The organism is Mesorhizobium marinum, assembly GCF_040813675.1.
Lineage (GTDB): Bacteria > Pseudomonadota > Alphaproteobacteria > Rhizobiales > Rhizobiaceae > Mesorhizobium_K > Mesorhizobium_K marinum.
In genome coordinates, this window is record NZ_JBFOCI010000001.1 from 714989 (window position 1) to 729790 (window position 14802).

Here is a 14802-nt window from a genome sequence, read left to right on the forward strand (position 1 = left end):
GATGGGATTGATCGACAGCGCCGCGCGCCTTGGCGAAGCCTTTCCGTGGCCGGATGCCATCGTGCGAAAAGCGATCGACCTGCTGGTGGCCCGAACCGATCGTCGGTTGGGCGTGTCACTCCCGCTCGAGACCGCGCGCTTTGCCGGGACGATGAGCGGTTTCCCTGTGGCAGTGCATACCGCTGATGCCAACAATCAGCATTACGAACTTCCGGAGCGCTTCTTCTCGCTCATCCTTGGACCGCGGAGAAAGTACTCCTGCTGTCTCTTTGCGTCCGACCAAGTATCGCTCGGAGAGGCTGAGGAACAGGCGCTCGCAGAAACGGCAACGCATGCGGACCTCCATGACGGCCATCGGATTCTCGAGCTCGGATGCGGCTGGGGATCTTTGTCGCTGTGGATGGCGGAGCGTTTCCCGAACGCCAGCATCATGGTGGTGTCCAACTCGCATTCGCAACGCAGCTACATCGTCGGCGAGGCAGCGAAACGTGGACTGTCCAACCTAACGGTGGTCACGGCCGACATGAACCATTTTTCGACCGATCAGACTTTCGACCGTGTCGTCTCGGTCGAGATGTTCGAGCATATGGCGAATTGGCAGGTTCTGCTGTTGCGCATGAATAGCTGGCTTGCCGCGAATGGCCGCGCGTTCATCCACGTCTTCAGCCACACATCAACGCCGTATCGCTTCGACCACAACAACCCGGCCGACTGGATCGCTAAACACTTCTTCACCGGCGGCCTGATGCCCAGCCATGGCCTCATGCGAGAATTTCCAGACAGTTTCATAGTCGAGCATGACTGGCGATGGAACGGCAACCACTACCGGCGCACTGCGGACGCCTGGCTGATGAATTACGACGGGAATGCAGACGAGATCTCGGCAATCCTCCGCGATGTCTATGGCAAGCACGCCGCGTTGTGGGCACGACGCTGGCGTCTCTTCTTCCTCGCGACATCCGCCCTGTTTGGCCATGCGGACGGCGAGGCCTGGGGCGTCAGCCACTACCGGCTCGTACCGTCTCCGAGGCCCGGTTGATCGAGACCCCTCAGCCAGCGAACCATCGTACCGCATAGTAGGCGGCAACGGAGGTCAGCCCGGCGACGATCGCACCATAAGCGATATCGATGAGCGTGACCTGCAGGGTCCAGCTGCGGAGCGTAGCGTAGTTGGTGAGATCGTAGGTTGCGTAGGCAAGAAAACCGAACAGCGCTCCGTAGCCAAGGGCTATGCCTGGCGACCCGCTCCGCAGGCCGGGCATCGCAGCGAAAACGACAAGACCGATCGGATACAGGAAGTAGAATGCGAGCGCCGGAGCGAACCTGAGATTGTCGAGCAGGATTTCGCCAAGAACCGGCCGGTAGAGCCTGCTCGCCATGGTGGTCAGCCAGATGGCGTCGAGGACACCGAATACGAACAGCGCGGCGAGATAGGATACGATGTAGTGCATCGGTAGGGGTGTCCTCGGTCCTCTGCACTACGTTCGAAAAGACATCTTGGATCACCCGATCCAAGCGAAGTTGACGAAGCCTGTGAATGCTGAAATGGCTGCGGTCGAATACGTGCAACAACCTCAGGGGGCTTGTGGCTGCCTGGGAGTTGCCCCTTTCGTAGCCAGTTTCCTTTCGCGATAGGACGAGAACTGGGTATCGGCGAGGACGCCGATGAGAATGACTGACCCGGTTACTGCAAAGTTCAGCGAACTCGGAATACCAAGCAGGTTGACGAGGTTTTGCAGCACCTGCAGCAGAACGGCGCCCAGAACGACCCCGATGATCGAGCCTTCGCCGCCACGCAGCGAGCACCCTCCCAGAACGGCAGCCGCAATCGCATAAAGTTCGTAGAAGTTGCCATGCGAGGAGGGCGAAATCGATCGCGTGTACATTGCGAAGAAGATGGCAGAGATCGCCGTCAACACACCGCAGATCACATACGCGGAGACAATCACCTTCCCCGTCGCAATGCCGGAGTAACGTGCAGCCTCCTCGTTCTTGCCTACCGCGAACAGATGCCGCCCAAACACCGACCGGTGCAGCACAACCCACATGCAAGCGGCGATAACGGTCATCGCGATGAAGGAGTGCGGCACACCGAAGAACCTGTTCGTGGTCAACCATTCCAGTGTCGGAAAGCTAAGGCCGAAACCGAAGCCGGCTGTGGCGTCTTCCGTATAGAACCGGGCGGCGCCACGGTAGATCAGAAGGCCGCACAGCGTGACGATGAATGGCTGCAGATGCAGCCTGGTGATTAGGAGCCCATGCGCCAGGCCGATGACGACGCCGAGGACGATCATCAGCACGAGCGCCAATGGCCACGCCATCTCGAAATTGACCATAAGGTCGACGAACAGCACGCCGATAAGAGCAATCACCGAGCCCACCGACAGTTCGATGCCGCCGGTGATGATCACGAAGGCCTGACCTATGGCGAAGATGCCGAACAGGCCGACTAGATTGGCAGTATTTGCCAAGTTGATGGGTGACAGGAACAACGGGTTGATAATCGCCACTACTGTTCCGACGACCAGGATCAGGATCAGGAGTCCAATATCTTTCTTCGACATCAGCAACGATCTCAGTGCAGGGTTCCGCCTACCGCAAGCAGAAGAACGTTGTGCTCGCTAAATTCGTCCCGATCAAGCAGCCCGCTGATCTGACCCTCATGCATCACAGCGATGCGGTCGCTGATGCCAATGACCTCTTCCATGTCGCTGGAGATCATGATGATGGCCACGCCGGAATCAGCAAGCCGGCGTAGCATGGCGTATATTTCCTGCTTGGCGCCGACATCGATGCCACGAGTTGGTTCGTCGCAGATCAGCACCCTCGGGTCACGTGAAAGCCATTTTCCCAGTACGACTTTCTGCTGGTTCCCGCCCGAAAGGGTCCCGACCTCCGTCGCAATGCTGCTGGCCTTGATATCCAGCCTTGCCCTTTGGCGCTCTGCCAAGGCGAAAATCTCGGTGACTTTGACTAGCCCGTATGCCGCGTAGTCTACAAGGCTGGGCAGGGCGATGTTTTCCGCTATTGAGAGATCGAGCAAGAGGCCGAATCTCTTGCGATCCTCAGGAACGAGGAAAATCCCCTGGTCGATGGCGTCGCTCGGTGTCTCAAGCCTGAGTGGCTGTCCGTTGACGCGCACGGAACCGCCGATCAGCGGGTCGATACAACATGCGGTGCGGGCTATTTCAGTCCGCCCCGAACCTATCAGACCGGCCAGGCCAAGAATTTCGCCGCGCCGAACCGACAGCGAAACGGGGCGCCCCGGGTAGGCGGTGGTCTCGACCTTGTCGATCTCGAAGACGATATCGCCGAACGGCTGCGCCGGCGGTGTGTAAAGCGACTTGAGCTCGCGTCCAATCATAAGCTTGATCATGGAGGCGTGGCTGATCTCCTGCTTCTGCAGTTCACCCACCATGCGGCCGTCGCGCAAGACGACGACGCGGTCTGCGCATTGGGCGAGTTCGCTGAGGCGATGGGAAATGAAGATTACCGCGACCCCATCCCGTTTTAGACCGGCGATCACCTCCATGAGCCGGTCCGTCTCCGCGAGGGTCAGGCTTGATGTCGGCTCGTCCATGATAACCAGGCGCGCCCTCTGCGACAGAGCCTTTGCTATCTCAAGCATTTGCCGCTGCGCGATCGACATTGACGAAACCAGCGTTTCCGGCTTGAAGTCCGCTCCGATCAGACTGAGCAATGGCTCGACAAGTGCTCGCGACTTGCGCCTGTCGACGAGGTGCAACAGACCGCCGCACAGCGGCTCACGCCCAATGAGAATGTTGGCCGTTACATCGAGATTTTCGAAAAGATTGAGTTCCTGATGGACAAATGAGATGCCCGCCTCGATGGCGCTTGCGACGTCAAGCCGTTGCAGTTCTTGGCCGTCGAGGATGATCGTGCCAGCGCTGGGTTGGATCACTCCGCCCAGGACCTTCATCAGTGTGGACTTACCGGCGCCGTTCTCCCCGACCAGTCCGATGACTTCGCCGCCCGACACGGCGAGCGAGATGCCGTCAAGCGCCACGACGCCGGGGTAGGACTTGGCTATGCCGTTTAGGGACAGGAAAGGTTCGGCCATCATTGGCTGCCCGCTTTGTATACCGTTGGATTTCGCTGGGAATCATGGGGATGGCAAAAGAGCCGGCACGGTTTCCCGTGCCGGCAATAGCCCTGCTCTTACTTGCCTATCGCCGCTTTCAGATCCGCCTCGAACTGGTCGACATTTCCCTTGTCGATGACCTTGGTCGGCACGATTATAAGTTTGTTTTCTGGAATCATCGTCTTGTCGCCTTCGAGGTAGGCCGCCATCAGCTTCATGCCTTGGTAGCCCCATTCGAATGGCTGCTGTACGACAGTGCCGGCAAAGTCTCCGGCGCGGACAGCGCCAAGCGTGATCGGATCCTCGTCGAAGGCGATGACCGTGATCTGGCCAAGCTTGCCGGCCGCCTGAAGAGCTTCGTAGATCTTCGGCGGGTTGTAGGAATAGAACCCTACCATGCAGGTAATCTCGGGGTTTGCGGCAAGCACGTCATCGACGTTGCTGCGGGCGCGGGCGAAATCGACGTCATCACCGCGTGTATCGACCAGTTCAATACGGCTGCCTTCGACCGCTTTCTTGAAACCGTCTATGCGCTCTCTGGCATTGTCGGCATTCAGGAAGCCCACGAAGCCCATGCACTTGCCGCCATCGGGTAGAGCTTTGACCGCGATCTCTCCCGCCTGGACGCCGGCGTCCGTGTTCGACGAGCCAAGATAGGCGATGCGGTTGCTGGCGGGCGCGTCACTGTCGGTTGTGAACAGCGGCACTTGCGCGGCAATTCGATTGAAAGCGTCGATTGAGGTTTTCGGATCGACCGACGAGATCATAATGGCGTCAGTGCCGGCGGCTACCAGATCGTCCATCAAGGCATTCTGAAGCGCGGCTGTGCCCTGTGCGGGATACTTGAACTGGAGGTCGTAGTTCGGCAGCTCGGCCTGCGCTTTCTTAACGCCCGCCTCGGCCAATTTCCAGAAATCCGATGCGGCGTTAACAATGAAAGCCAGCTGCTTCTTCTCCTGTGCAACCGCTTGGGATGCAGTAACGGCAAGCGCTGCGGTCAGCGCTGCTCCGATCAATTTCTTCATGAGTTCCTCCCGTCGATATGGATTTTGTCCACTATGAGGACCGCGGCCGTACCGCCGCTTTTTCAAAGTCTTCCACTGCTGATAATATTAGTCAACGGAAATCCAAAATTCAATAATAGGCTATTGATATCATGTAGATAGATAAGGTAATTATTAGCATGCCGTTGTCACGAGCGGCCCCGTACAAAGGCAACTCAGAACGCACCAACTCATGGCGACTGAACGCAAAGCAAGAAGCCTCAAGCCGACGATGGTCGACGTTGCCGAACAGGCGGGCGTATCTCAGACGACCGTTTCATTGGTCCTGAACGGCACCCACAATGTGCGCATCTCGGAACAGACTCGAAAGCGGGTCTCGAGCGTGGCCCGGGCGCTTGGATATCGCCTGGTCAAGCGCGGGGCATCCGCTACCGGTCCCTCTGCGGACAAGACCGTCATCGGCATGGTGGTCGACGAAATAGCGACAGACCCATGGATGGCACAGGCGCTTGACGGTGTTCGCGAAAAAGCCTGGGATCATGGCCTTACGGTCATTCTAGCGGCGACGCGCAGCGACCCCGAGATGGCGGATGCGGTCTTCGCCCATATGGCCGGTCAGCCCTTGCTCGGCATGATCTACGGAACGATCCAGACACGCCAGGTCGAACTCACTCCCACCCTCATGCGCATCCCGACCGTCCTCCTCAATTGCCATGCGCCGGGCCGCTCGATCACCTCGATTGTACCGGGAGAGGTGCTCGGCGGAAGGACCGCCACCGAACGCCTCATCGCCGCAGGCCACCGGCGCATCGCCCTGATACAGGGCGAGGTATGGATGGAGGCGTCGCGGGACCGTTTGAAGGGGTACAGGCAGGCCTTGTCCAACCATGAAATTCCATTCGACCCCGGTCTCGTCAGGCCCGGCAACTGGGAGCCCTCCGCCGGTTTCGAACAGACGATGGATCTGATGGTGATGAAGAACCCGCCAACCGCAATCTTCTGCGCCAACGACATGATGGCCGCTGGTTGTTACGAAGCGCTCAAGGAACTCGGCAAACGGATTCCAGATGACGTTTCAGTCATCGGCTACGATGACCGCGAGATCGCTCGGTTTGCACGCCCACCGCTAACCACTATGCTACTTCCGCATTTTGAGATGGGCACGCTGGCGGCGGAATATCTGATCGACCGCGCCGGAGGTCTCAATCGTAGGCCGGTCCAGGTCAAGGTGGAATGTCCGATCATAGAACGGGAATCCGTTTCGCCGTTGTCGATTCTTGAGCCTCTGTAAGGCAACCAGACACTCTGGACGCTGCGCGCAAAAGATCACTGTGAAAGGAATGCCCTCATGCTGGTGCTTGTAACGGGCGCAACCGGCAAAGTTGGCTCTAATCTAATCGCCACCTTCCTTGCCGATGGTCGTTGGTCGGGCTCCCGCGTTCGCGCGCTATGCCACAATCGGCTGCTGACCGAGACCGATCGTCTGGAAATGGTTTGGGGAACGATCTCCGAACGAACCGACGTCGAGAAGTCGATGGACGGAGTCACTCATGTCGTACATTTGGCGACCTGCAAGGAGACTCCCGAAGACGTCATGGACGTCACGGTGAAAGGGCTTTTCTGGCTGCTTGAGACCTTTCGGGGCAGCCCCACCGCGCAACAGTTCATCTTGATCGGCGGTGATGCCGCGGTCGGGCATTTTTTCTACGATCACCCAGGACCGGTCACTGAGTCTACGCCACACATGGCCTACAAGGGCTGCTATGCCCTCTCGAAAGTGCTGGAAGAGGTGACACTGCAACAGTTCTGCATCCAGTACGGCCTAAATGCCTGCTGCCTCAGGGCGCCCTGGATCATGGAAAAGGATGATTTTCGTTACACGCTTTCTTTCGGTGACGACATATTCGGCGGACCTGACTGGAAAACCATGGTAGCTCCGGATGTGGCGGCGAAGTGCCGTGCGGCCGGCACCGTCCCGTTGCTGAGAGAAGCCGGAGGCGCGCCGCTGAAGCGCAACTTCGTTCATGTGGACGATCTGGTGTCGGCGATCCTTTCTGCCCTCGGCAACCCGACGACACGATCCCAACTTTACAATGTGTGCATGGACGAACCGATCGACTACGGCGAGGTGGCTGCCTATTTGGCACGAACACGCAAGCTCGACAGTATCGACATCGCCAGCAGCTATCACTCGAACTGGATGGACAACAGCAAGGCGAAGTTCGAACTTGGCTGGCGTCCCCGCTACGACCTGCCGCGACTCATAGACGACGCCTGGGACTATCAGCGACGTCCGGACGATCCCCGCAAGATCTGGTATCCTGGCTAGACATTCGTTCAACGCTTCCGCTGGTCGGCGATTGCACTCTAGATGTCATCATTGGCGTGGCTGTTGCTGCCGCCTGAAAGCACGCAATAGAGGCGACTATTCTGGAACTCCCATTTGCTCCCAATCAGGACCTTTGCCAGCGTCGATGCGGATGTCCTAGTCTCTAACTAGCCCTGAACGCCCGTCCAACGATGCCGGTCAATTTCGTTTGGCGTGTACCAGATGTGGAGAAGAATGGATTTTGTCGATCTAATGTAGTTGGATCGGAGAGAGGCCATGAGCGCGCACCGAAAGCTTGCTGCGATCCTTGTTGCCGACGTGGTTGGCTACAGCCGGCTCGCCGGTGCCGATGAGGATCGCACCTTGGCGCGGCTGAGGGCACTGCGCAGTGATCTGATCGACCCCACCATCGCCGTGCATAATGGTCGAGTGGTCAAGAGCACCGGGGACGGCGCCCTTGTCGAGTTCCGCAGTGCGGTCGATGCGGTACGCTGCGCCATCGAGGTGCAGAACGCCATGCTCGAACGAAATGCCGGCGTGCCGCCTGACCGCCGCATCGAATTCCGCATCGGAATCCATATTGGCGACGTGGTCGAAGAGAGCGACGGCGACCTCATGGGCGACGGCGTCAACATCGCGGCGCGACTCGAGGGCGTTGCCGCCCCTGGTAATATTTGTCTTTCGGAGGATGCTTACCGGCAGGTGAGAGCGAGGCTCGACCTGTCGGTCAGCGACCTTGGCAACACCCAACTCAAAAACATCGCTGAACCGATACGGGTCTATTCGGTTGAGGTCGGCGTCCCAGCCAAGTCGGGCATCGTCGCGCCGCAGGTTGCGCGCACGCAATCTGCAGCCGACGGCCCGATCGCTCCGAAAGAGCTTCCGGACACGCCTTCAATCGCAGTCCTGCCCTTCACCAACCTCAGCTGCGATCCCGAGCAAGAGTATTTCTCTGACGGCATCACCGAAGATATCATCACCGACCTATCCAAGATCGCGGGACTTATGGTGGTCGCGCGCAACTCAAGCTTTGCGTACAAGAACAGGAGTTCCGACATCCGGGTCGTAGGGCTTGAACTCGGTGTTGCATCAGTGCTCGAAGGGTCCATCCGACGGGCTGGCAACCGCGTCCGCATAACCGCCCAACTCATCGACGCAGCTACCGGCGGTCATCTGTGGGCGGAACGCTATGATCGCGACCTCGCTGACATTTTCGAGTTTCAGGACGAGGTGACCCTACAGATCGTCGAAGCACTCAAGGTCAAGCTCCGGCCCACCGAAAAGGCGATTCTGGCGAGTAGCCGTACAAGCAATATCGAAGCGCATGACTGTTTCCTACGCGGGCGCGAACTGTTGCTGGGGGTCAATAAGAATCGGGAGATTTTCGATCGGATCGTCACGATCCTCCGGCGCGCGATCGAGCTCGATCCAGACTTCGCGCAGCCTTATGCCGGCCTTGCCATGGCCCACTGTCTCGACTTCCAAAACCATTGGACTGAGTCTTCTGATGCACTCGATCTTGCGGGACACTTCGCGAACCAGGCGGTCGACAAGGGTCCCACCGAGCCATACGCGCACTATGCGGCTGCGGTCGTCGAAACTTGGAAAAGGAACCTGGTCAAGGCAAAATCCGAGGCAGAAACAGCGTTGGCGCTCAACCCGAACTACGCTCTTGCTTATGGTACCCGCGGCCTCATCGAAGTCTATCTTGGGCATCCGCTGGCGGCGATACCGTTCATCGAACGAGCCATACGTCTCGATCCGGTCTTTGCGCAGCAATACACGCACTTCCTGGGCTCGGCCTATCTGGGGGCTGATCAGTACGATGCGGCAGCCGCAGCGTTTCGCGAGCGGATCCGTCTTGTGCCACGGACCGATCTGTCTCGCGCCCTGCTCGCCAGCGCGCTTGGCCATCTTGGCGAAACAGATGAAGCGCGCCGTGTCTGGCGCGAACTCATGGAGATAAATCCCAGATATACCCTCGCCGGGCATCTCGGCAGGTTGCCATTCCAGAACCAGGCTGACCTCGAGAAGATCAGAGAGGGGCTAGCAAAGGCGGAGCTTCCAGACTGAATCAGATCTGCTTCGGCGCAGGTTTTATGTCATCGCGTCCGAAGCAGACGTAACCAACTGTTGCCCCTGGGAGGACGGCACGCCGCGACCTGCCGAAATGCTGCTTCAGAAACCCCCGGTATGAGGTGGCCCCTTCTTAAGGACCTCCTTGAGGTGCTGATGACCAACGTTGTCGCGTGTGAACTGGTCTACGAGTAGCACGAACTTAGGATCTTTCGCTTTGACGAGTTTGTCACGCCACCCTTTTATCGTTCTCGCAGTTTCATGCTTTTGATCGAATGTCCGCCATTTTGTCATTGCCCTGGCTACGAGTTTGTCGGCCTCGATCCTGTTGCATTTTGGAAAGTCAGGAGGGTCTAGACGCCCGAGCTGGTATGTTGCCTCTGAGCAGGCCGATGCGAAAACTCTGATGTCCTCCTTGTCTGGTCCAGTGTAGCGATTGCTGGAAATGTCGGCCCTCGTTTCGATGCCTGGCTGGAGAATGGGCGAACGCTTACCCTCGAAGATGGAGTCGAGTTCTCGGCGAAGCAGCCCAAACGGCCACATTTGTTGGCCGGAAACGCCGCGATCCTGCAAGAAGCAGATCACTGCTTCGATGCCCTCCATTATCCCTTCTCGGCTCTTGAGACCGCCTTGGCTGATCAACTTCATAGCCTCGCCCAGATGGGCGAGAAGCTGCCGCTCGGCAGCTACTAGGTCCACCGTAGGTTTCGGATCCGGAAATTCTGGTGTTTTTCGCGAGCCGATCACGGGTATCGCTCCTTCCGATGTTGGCTACAAAGCCCACTTGGTCGCTCACGCGTCCTGCTTGAGCGTCCGGTTGAGTTCGTCGCCGATGCGTTCAGCGGCGCGTCGAAGCGGATCATCGGCAAGGTGAGCATAACGCTGGGTGGTCTGTGTCGATTTATGGCCCAGCAGACCGCCCACGATAGGCAAGCCCAGCCCGGCGCCAGCGCCGATACTTGCATGTGTATGGCGAAGATCATGGAGACGAACATCCTCCAGATTGGCAAGGCGACGAATGTGGGACCAGGGCTTATTCAGGTCGTGTCGCGGCGTGTCCGCGTTGGCGCCCGGGATGACGTAGATCCCAGAGCGGGGAATCGTCCTCAGCACTTCGACGGCAGGGGAACTGAGCAGCACAGGTCGCTTGCCGGTCTTGGAGTCCGGCAGCCACAGAAAGCCGCGATCGAGGTCGACGTCCTGCCAGCGCAAATTCAGGATTTCGCGCAACCGACACCCTGTCAGCAACAGGAGCCGCACGGCGCCAGTCAAATGCGGTGGGTAGATTTCCGCCCGGTTGGATTTGGCAACGTGTTTGGCTGTCGATCCAACGGCCTTGATCTCCCACGGCAAGCCGGCTGTCTCGGCCTGGCGCAAGATCTCACCGAGCCGCTTGATTTCCTCTGAAGTCAGGTAGCGCTCGCGACTTGGCTCCTTGAACCGCTGTACGTCAGCAGCAGGGTTGAAGCCCTTGTCGACCAGACCATTGCGTTGCGCCCACGAGAAGACGCTTCCGACGTAGGAGAGAACGCGATTGGCCCGATACGGTCGATCGGCGAGCTTCAGATGGAGCCGGTTAAGGTCTGCCAGTGCAATCGCATTGACGGCAAGGTTGCCAAGAGCCGGAACAGCGTGGCCGACAAGGGCGCTCTCATAATCTTTGCGGCTACCGGGCTTCAGCTTGGGGCCGTGCCCTTCGAGGAAAGCAGCGACCAGATCGCGAAACAGCAGAACCGAACGCTGAGCTTGCTTTGCAGCGCTCGGGTCTTGCCCCAAGGAGACTGACCCAAGAACACGGCGTGCCTCGCCTCGCGCCTGATCAACGGTGATGGTTCCAAAGCGACCCACCGTATATTGCCTGCGGATCCCTCCGGATCGATAGCGGCAGACGAACGTCTTTCGACCAGAGGCTTCGACGCGCATGCCGAAGCCGATCAACTCTTCATCCCAAAGAAAGTAGCGGGAACCCGTCGTTCCGGCCTGTTCGACAGATCTCTTCGATAGCTTCATGGGGTCTCAGAGTCCGCGCCTTGCCATTGGCGTCCACATGGCGTCCAACCGATGTCAATTCACAGATTGCCATGAGCTAGGCAAAAAATCAAAATATATAACGATAACAGGGACAATCCAAACCAAAACCACCTGCAGCCAATCAGGGAAAGTCTGTGAAAATCTGACTCTTAATCAGCGGGTCGTAGGTTCGATCCCTACATCACCCACCATTATCTCAATATGTTGACCGAACTGGACCTGTGACTGCCGGCCTGTCGCCTTAATGGCGCCGTGTGGCAGCCAGACTTGGCGGTCTTCGTCCGGCACTTGGCGACATGGGGGAATTGCTTAGGGCACTACCGCATCAGGGGCATCGTGTAGGTCACGGCCGTCCCGTCGACGCACACATCTCCCGCGCTGTCCCTCACCGACACATTCAGCCGACAGATCGGCTTGTCCTGCCGCACGTCTTCAACCTCGACCCGGCCGGTGATTGTTTCACCCACGCCGACGGGCTTGCGGAAGTTCAGGTTGAGATTGAGGAAGACCGTTCCGGGTCCGGGTAGGTCCTCGGCGACGCAGGCGTTGAGTATGCCGGTGGTGACGCCGCCCTGCACGATGACCTTGCCGAACGGCGTCTTCTTCGCCAGCGCTTCGTCATAGTGCACCGGATTTCGGTCTCCGGTCATGGCGGTGAACGCCTCGATGTCCTGATGCCCGGTGGTTCGGCTGCGTTCGGCGCTTGAGCCGACATCGGGACGTCCGTTGACCGTTCCGAACCAGCCGTCCTCGCTCCTGCTCATCCGATGTCGCTCCCCTGCTGCCTTGCGAACGTCGCTCCGCCATGTCCGACCTCGCGGCGGATCGGAAATGCCGCGCCAGGCTCGGTCCGCCAATCGCGCGCGCCGCGCGAAACCAGCATCCCGTCGACACCGGCAAGTTCCGAACGCATCTCGTTGTTGAGATCGACATGCAGCGACACCAGTTCGTCAAGATCCCAGTCGAAGGACGCGATGCGCTGCGTGATAGCGAACATGGCCATTGTGTGCGCGTCGCGCCGGTCGCGATAGGCGCCGAGCGATCCCTGATCTTCAATCCAGCTCGACGCCAGGCGGCCGGCGTCGAGCAGCGCCTCGGTGATTCCGTGCGCGGTCGCTGGATCCATGTAGCAACCGGCGTCGCCGACGAGCGCCCAGCCCGGCCCGGCGCATTCGCGGATATGGCCCGGCGCGCCGGCGAAACGGCGCAGAGGCTCGCCGCCCCCATCTTGCGCGAGATGTGACGAAATCCCCGGTTCCCATTGCGAGAGCGACCCGACGATGCCCGAAAGCGGGGCATGGCCAAAGCGTTCGTCGAATTCCGAGGGCCGGCATGCCCCGAACACGCAATGCTTGCCGTCGGTCGTCGGTATCAGGCCGACCTGAAGCCCCGCGTCGAAGTGCCAGCGGTACCCTTCGTTGGGGATGCCGTCGAAATAGCCGAAGGCGATGCTTGCGTGGCGGGGATCCTGGCAGATCGTGCGCGCGCCGACGGCCTGGGCTACGGTGGAATTGCGTCCGTCCGCGCCGACGACGAGGTTCGCCCTCAGCGTCTTGCGAGTGCCGTCGCGCAGGCGCAATTCCGCCCCCACGACACGGCCCGAGGCGTCGCGAACGACCGCATCGAACTTTGTGCCAAGCGACAAGACCGCTCCGGCCGAAACCGCCGCATCGCAAAGGATGCGGTCAAGCACATAGCGGCGCGGCGCGTAGAGGCCGGCCGCGCCTCCCATCGGCCTGATCGCGATGTCCAACTGATCGACCTGGCCATAGGCAAACCGTGTCCGGGTGACGGCCGGCGTGTCGGCCTGGATGATGCGCGGCAGGACGCCAAGCCGGTCCAGCATCGCGACGCCCGGACGCATGAGCGCGTGCGTCGACAGCGCGTCGCCGATCTCGCGGGCGTGATCGATGAGGCGCACGTCGTAGCCTGCGCGAGCCAGGAGGATCGCGGTTGCCGCGCCGGCACAACGGGCGCCGACAATCAGGACGTCGCAGGAATCCGATATCTCAAGCACGGCAGGTTCTCCTCAGGCGGCGTGCCGATTGGCGAGCCGTTCGGCCAGGTGTCCGGAAAGCGCCTCGGCATCGGCCGTCGCTCCGGCAATGTGAGTGGAATGGCGATTGCGCAGGTAGGGCAGGCCCATGACGTAGAGGCCGTCGCCGACCACTCCGCCTTCATGGCGGATGCGCCCCTTGCGGTCGAACACCGGAAGCTGCAGCCAGCCATGGTCGGGCCTGTAGCCGGTTGCCCATATGACCGTGCCGATGCCGTTCAGATCCAGAGACAGGCGGGGATCGTCCGGGAGCCTGGTCGGGCCAAGCCTTTCGGCATCCGGCACCTGCAGACCGCGCTGGTCTATCCAGAGGTCAATGGCATCGAGCAGGCGATTCATCTTGAGGTCCGCCAGGGCGCAGAGATTGGACAGCGAACCCGAAAACAGCGCCTTGCCCTCGGACACCGCGGCGAGCCGCCCGACGATCTCGACGCCAAGATCCTGCAGGACATTCAGGTCCAGCGTCTCGCGCTTTTCCGAGCCCATCAGGGGCAGCGATGGCGTCCGGCGGACGCGCTCGATGTCGTCGACCTCGTCGTAGGGCGTGTCGAAGACCCCGGCGTTGCACATCCATGCCAGGATGTCGGCGCCGCGGTAGGCGCGCGGCAGCCGCAGGTGATTGCTCACCGCGAGAATCACGTTGCGGCCAGCCATCGCCAGTTCCCGAGCAATCTGCAGGCCAGAAGCCGAGGCGCCGACCACGAGGACAGCGCCCGGCCCAATGCCGGCGGGCCGGCGATAGTTGATCGGCGTGACCTGCTCGATGTGCGCGGGCAGTTGGTCGGCGAAACCGGGAACGTTTGGCAGGGAACACGCCCCGGTCGCGACGAAAAGGCTGTCGCAGGTCAAAAGTCCCTGGTCGGTCTGGACCCTGTATCCGGCGCCCGCGGTGACCGCAAGCACCCGGGTTTCGGTTCGCAGCGGGGTGCGGTTGGCGGCGACGCAGGTTTCGAAATTGCCGACGAGTTCGGGGACCGACATGTAAGCGTCCCGCTCGCCTCCGGCGTAGGGCAGCCCGGGCAGGCCGTTCATCCAGTTCGGAGTGAGAAGCCGCAGGCTGTCCCAGCGCTCTGTCCTCCAACTGTTTCCGGCCTGCCCGCGCTCGAGCACGAGGTGGTCGATGCCGCGGCCTGCGAGCGCGCGGCTCATCGCGAGCCCGGAATGTCCGGCGCCGATGATGACGGCTGCAAGCCTGGGCATATCG

13 protein-coding genes are annotated in these 14802 nt (G+C 60.1%); 4 read left to right on the forward strand and 9 right to left on the reverse strand.

Annotation, left to right across the window (positions count from 1 at the left end; genetic code table 11):
- The first annotated feature begins 1 nt into the window (after window position 1).
- Window positions 2-1039 (forward strand): SAM-dependent methyltransferase, encoded by a 1038-nt coding sequence (locus ABUE31_RS03355; RefSeq protein ID WP_367722070.1) that lies wholly within the window; start codon window positions 2-4, stop codon window positions 1037-1039.
- A 10-nt stretch (window positions 1040-1049) separates the two neighbouring features.
- Here the strand turns inward: ABUE31_RS03355 and ABUE31_RS03360 are convergent, their stop codons facing one another.
- The 4 genes from ABUE31_RS03360 to ABUE31_RS03375 all read right to left on the reverse strand — a co-directional run bounded on the left by ABUE31_RS03360 (window position 1050) and on the right by ABUE31_RS03375 (window position 5127).
- Window positions 1050-1451, reverse strand: coding sequence for a DUF2177 family protein (locus ABUE31_RS03360; protein ID WP_367722071.1), 402 nt, complete (start codon window positions 1449-1451; stop codon window positions 1050-1052).
- 123 nt (window positions 1452-1574) lie between these two features.
- Window positions 1575-2564, reverse strand: coding sequence for an ABC transporter permease (locus ABUE31_RS03365; RefSeq protein WP_367722072.1), 990 nt, complete (start codon window positions 2562-2564; stop codon window positions 1575-1577).
- A gap of 11 nt (window positions 2565-2575) precedes the next feature.
- On the reverse strand, window positions 2576-4081 hold the full coding sequence (locus ABUE31_RS03370) for a sugar ABC transporter ATP-binding protein (RefSeq protein ID WP_367722073.1): 1506 nt from the start codon (window positions 4079-4081) through the stop codon (window positions 2576-2578).
- A gap of 98 nt (window positions 4082-4179) precedes the next feature.
- Window positions 4180-5127, reverse strand: a complete 948-nt coding sequence (locus ABUE31_RS03375; RefSeq protein ID WP_367722074.1) for a sugar-binding protein — start codon at window positions 5125-5127, stop codon at window positions 4180-4182.
- A 211-nt stretch (window positions 5128-5338) separates the two neighbouring features.
- On the opposite strand from ABUE31_RS03375, the gene ABUE31_RS03380 reads away from it, so the two are divergent.
- The 3 genes from ABUE31_RS03380 to ABUE31_RS03390 all read left to right on the forward strand — a co-directional run bounded on the left by ABUE31_RS03380 (window position 5339) and on the right by ABUE31_RS03390 (window position 9508).
- Complete coding sequence (locus ABUE31_RS03380; RefSeq protein WP_367722075.1) at window positions 5339-6397, forward strand: LacI family DNA-binding transcriptional regulator; 1059 nt, start codon at window positions 5339-5341, stop codon at window positions 6395-6397.
- A gap of 57 nt (window positions 6398-6454) precedes the next feature.
- The gene (locus tag ABUE31_RS03385; protein WP_367722076.1) at window positions 6455-7435 is read left to right on the forward strand and encodes an NAD-dependent epimerase/dehydratase family protein; all 981 of its coding nucleotides are present in this window, start codon (window positions 6455-6457) and stop codon (window positions 7433-7435) included.
- Between the two features lie 276 nt (window positions 7436-7711).
- On the forward strand, window positions 7712-9508 hold the full coding sequence (locus ABUE31_RS03390) for an adenylate/guanylate cyclase domain-containing protein (protein WP_367722077.1): 1797 nt from the start codon (window positions 7712-7714) through the stop codon (window positions 9506-9508).
- Between the two features lie 105 nt (window positions 9509-9613).
- Here the strand turns inward: ABUE31_RS03390 and ABUE31_RS03395 are convergent, their stop codons facing one another.
- The 5 genes from ABUE31_RS03395 to ABUE31_RS03415 all read right to left on the reverse strand — a co-directional run bounded on the left by ABUE31_RS03395 (window position 9614) and on the right by ABUE31_RS03415 (window position 14798).
- Window positions 9614-10258: a hypothetical protein gene (locus ABUE31_RS03395; protein WP_367722078.1), complete on the reverse strand. Its 645-nt coding sequence runs from the start codon at window positions 10256-10258 to the stop codon at window positions 9614-9616.
- 45 nt (window positions 10259-10303) lie between these two features.
- Window positions 10304-11521 carry a site-specific integrase gene (locus ABUE31_RS03400; RefSeq protein WP_367722079.1) on the reverse strand — a complete coding sequence of 406 codons (1218 nt, stop codon included), beginning with the start codon at window positions 11519-11521 and terminating at the stop codon, window positions 10304-10306.
- A 338-nt stretch (window positions 11522-11859) separates the two neighbouring features.
- A complete protein-coding gene (locus tag ABUE31_RS03405) occupies window positions 11860-12306 on the reverse strand; it encodes a MaoC family dehydratase (protein ID WP_367722080.1) in 447 nt (148 codons plus the stop codon).
- Window positions 12303-13559 (reverse strand): NAD(P)/FAD-dependent oxidoreductase, encoded by a 1257-nt coding sequence (locus ABUE31_RS03410; protein ID WP_367722081.1) that lies wholly within the window; start codon window positions 13557-13559, stop codon window positions 12303-12305. Before ABUE31_RS03410 ends, ABUE31_RS03405 begins: the two co-directional genes overlap by 4 nt.
- 12 nt (window positions 13560-13571) lie before the next feature.
- The gene (locus ABUE31_RS03415) at window positions 13572-14798 is read right to left on the reverse strand and encodes an NAD(P)-binding domain-containing protein (RefSeq protein WP_367722082.1); all 1227 of its coding nucleotides are present in this window, start codon (window positions 14796-14798) and stop codon (window positions 13572-13574) included.
- Window positions 14799-14802: the final 4 nt, after the last annotated feature.

Excerpts from the sequence above, each read along its gene's own strand:
- ABUE31_RS03405 (WP_367722080.1), bottom strand. The coding sequence starts at position 12,306 with ATGAGCAGGAGCGAGGACGGCTGGTTCGGAACGGTCAACGGACGTCCC.
- ABUE31_RS03380 (WP_367722075.1), top strand. The coding sequence starts at position 5,339 with ATGGCGACTGAACGCAAAGCAAGAAGCCTCAAGCCGACGATGGTCGAC.
- ABUE31_RS03375 (WP_367722074.1), bottom strand. The coding sequence starts at position 5,127 with ATGAAGAAATTGATCGGAGCAGCGCTGACCGCAGCGCTTGCCGTTACT.
- ABUE31_RS03360 (WP_367722071.1), bottom strand. The coding sequence starts at position 1,451 with ATGCACTACATCGTATCCTATCTCGCCGCGCTGTTCGTATTCGGTGTC.
- ABUE31_RS03365 (WP_367722072.1), bottom strand. The coding sequence starts at position 2,564 with ATGTCGAAGAAAGATATTGGACTCCTGATCCTGATCCTGGTCGTCGGA.
- ABUE31_RS03390 (WP_367722077.1), top strand. The coding sequence starts at position 7,712 with ATGAGCGCGCACCGAAAGCTTGCTGCGATCCTTGTTGCCGACGTGGTT.
- ABUE31_RS03400 (WP_367722079.1), bottom strand. The coding sequence starts at position 11,521 with ATGAAGCTATCGAAGAGATCTGTCGAACAGGCCGGAACGACGGGTTCC.
- ABUE31_RS03385 (WP_367722076.1), top strand. The coding sequence starts at position 6,455 with ATGCTGGTGCTTGTAACGGGCGCAACCGGCAAAGTTGGCTCTAATCTA.
- ABUE31_RS03415 (WP_367722082.1), bottom strand. The coding sequence starts at position 14,798 with ATGCCCAGGCTTGCAGCCGTCATCATCGGCGCCGGACATTCCGGGCTC.
- ABUE31_RS03355 (WP_367722070.1), top strand. The coding sequence starts at position 2 with ATGGGATTGATCGACAGCGCCGCGCGCCTTGGCGAAGCCTTTCCGTGG.
- ABUE31_RS03370 (WP_367722073.1), bottom strand. The coding sequence starts at position 4,081 with ATGGCCGAACCTTTCCTGTCCCTAAACGGCATAGCCAAGTCCTACCCC.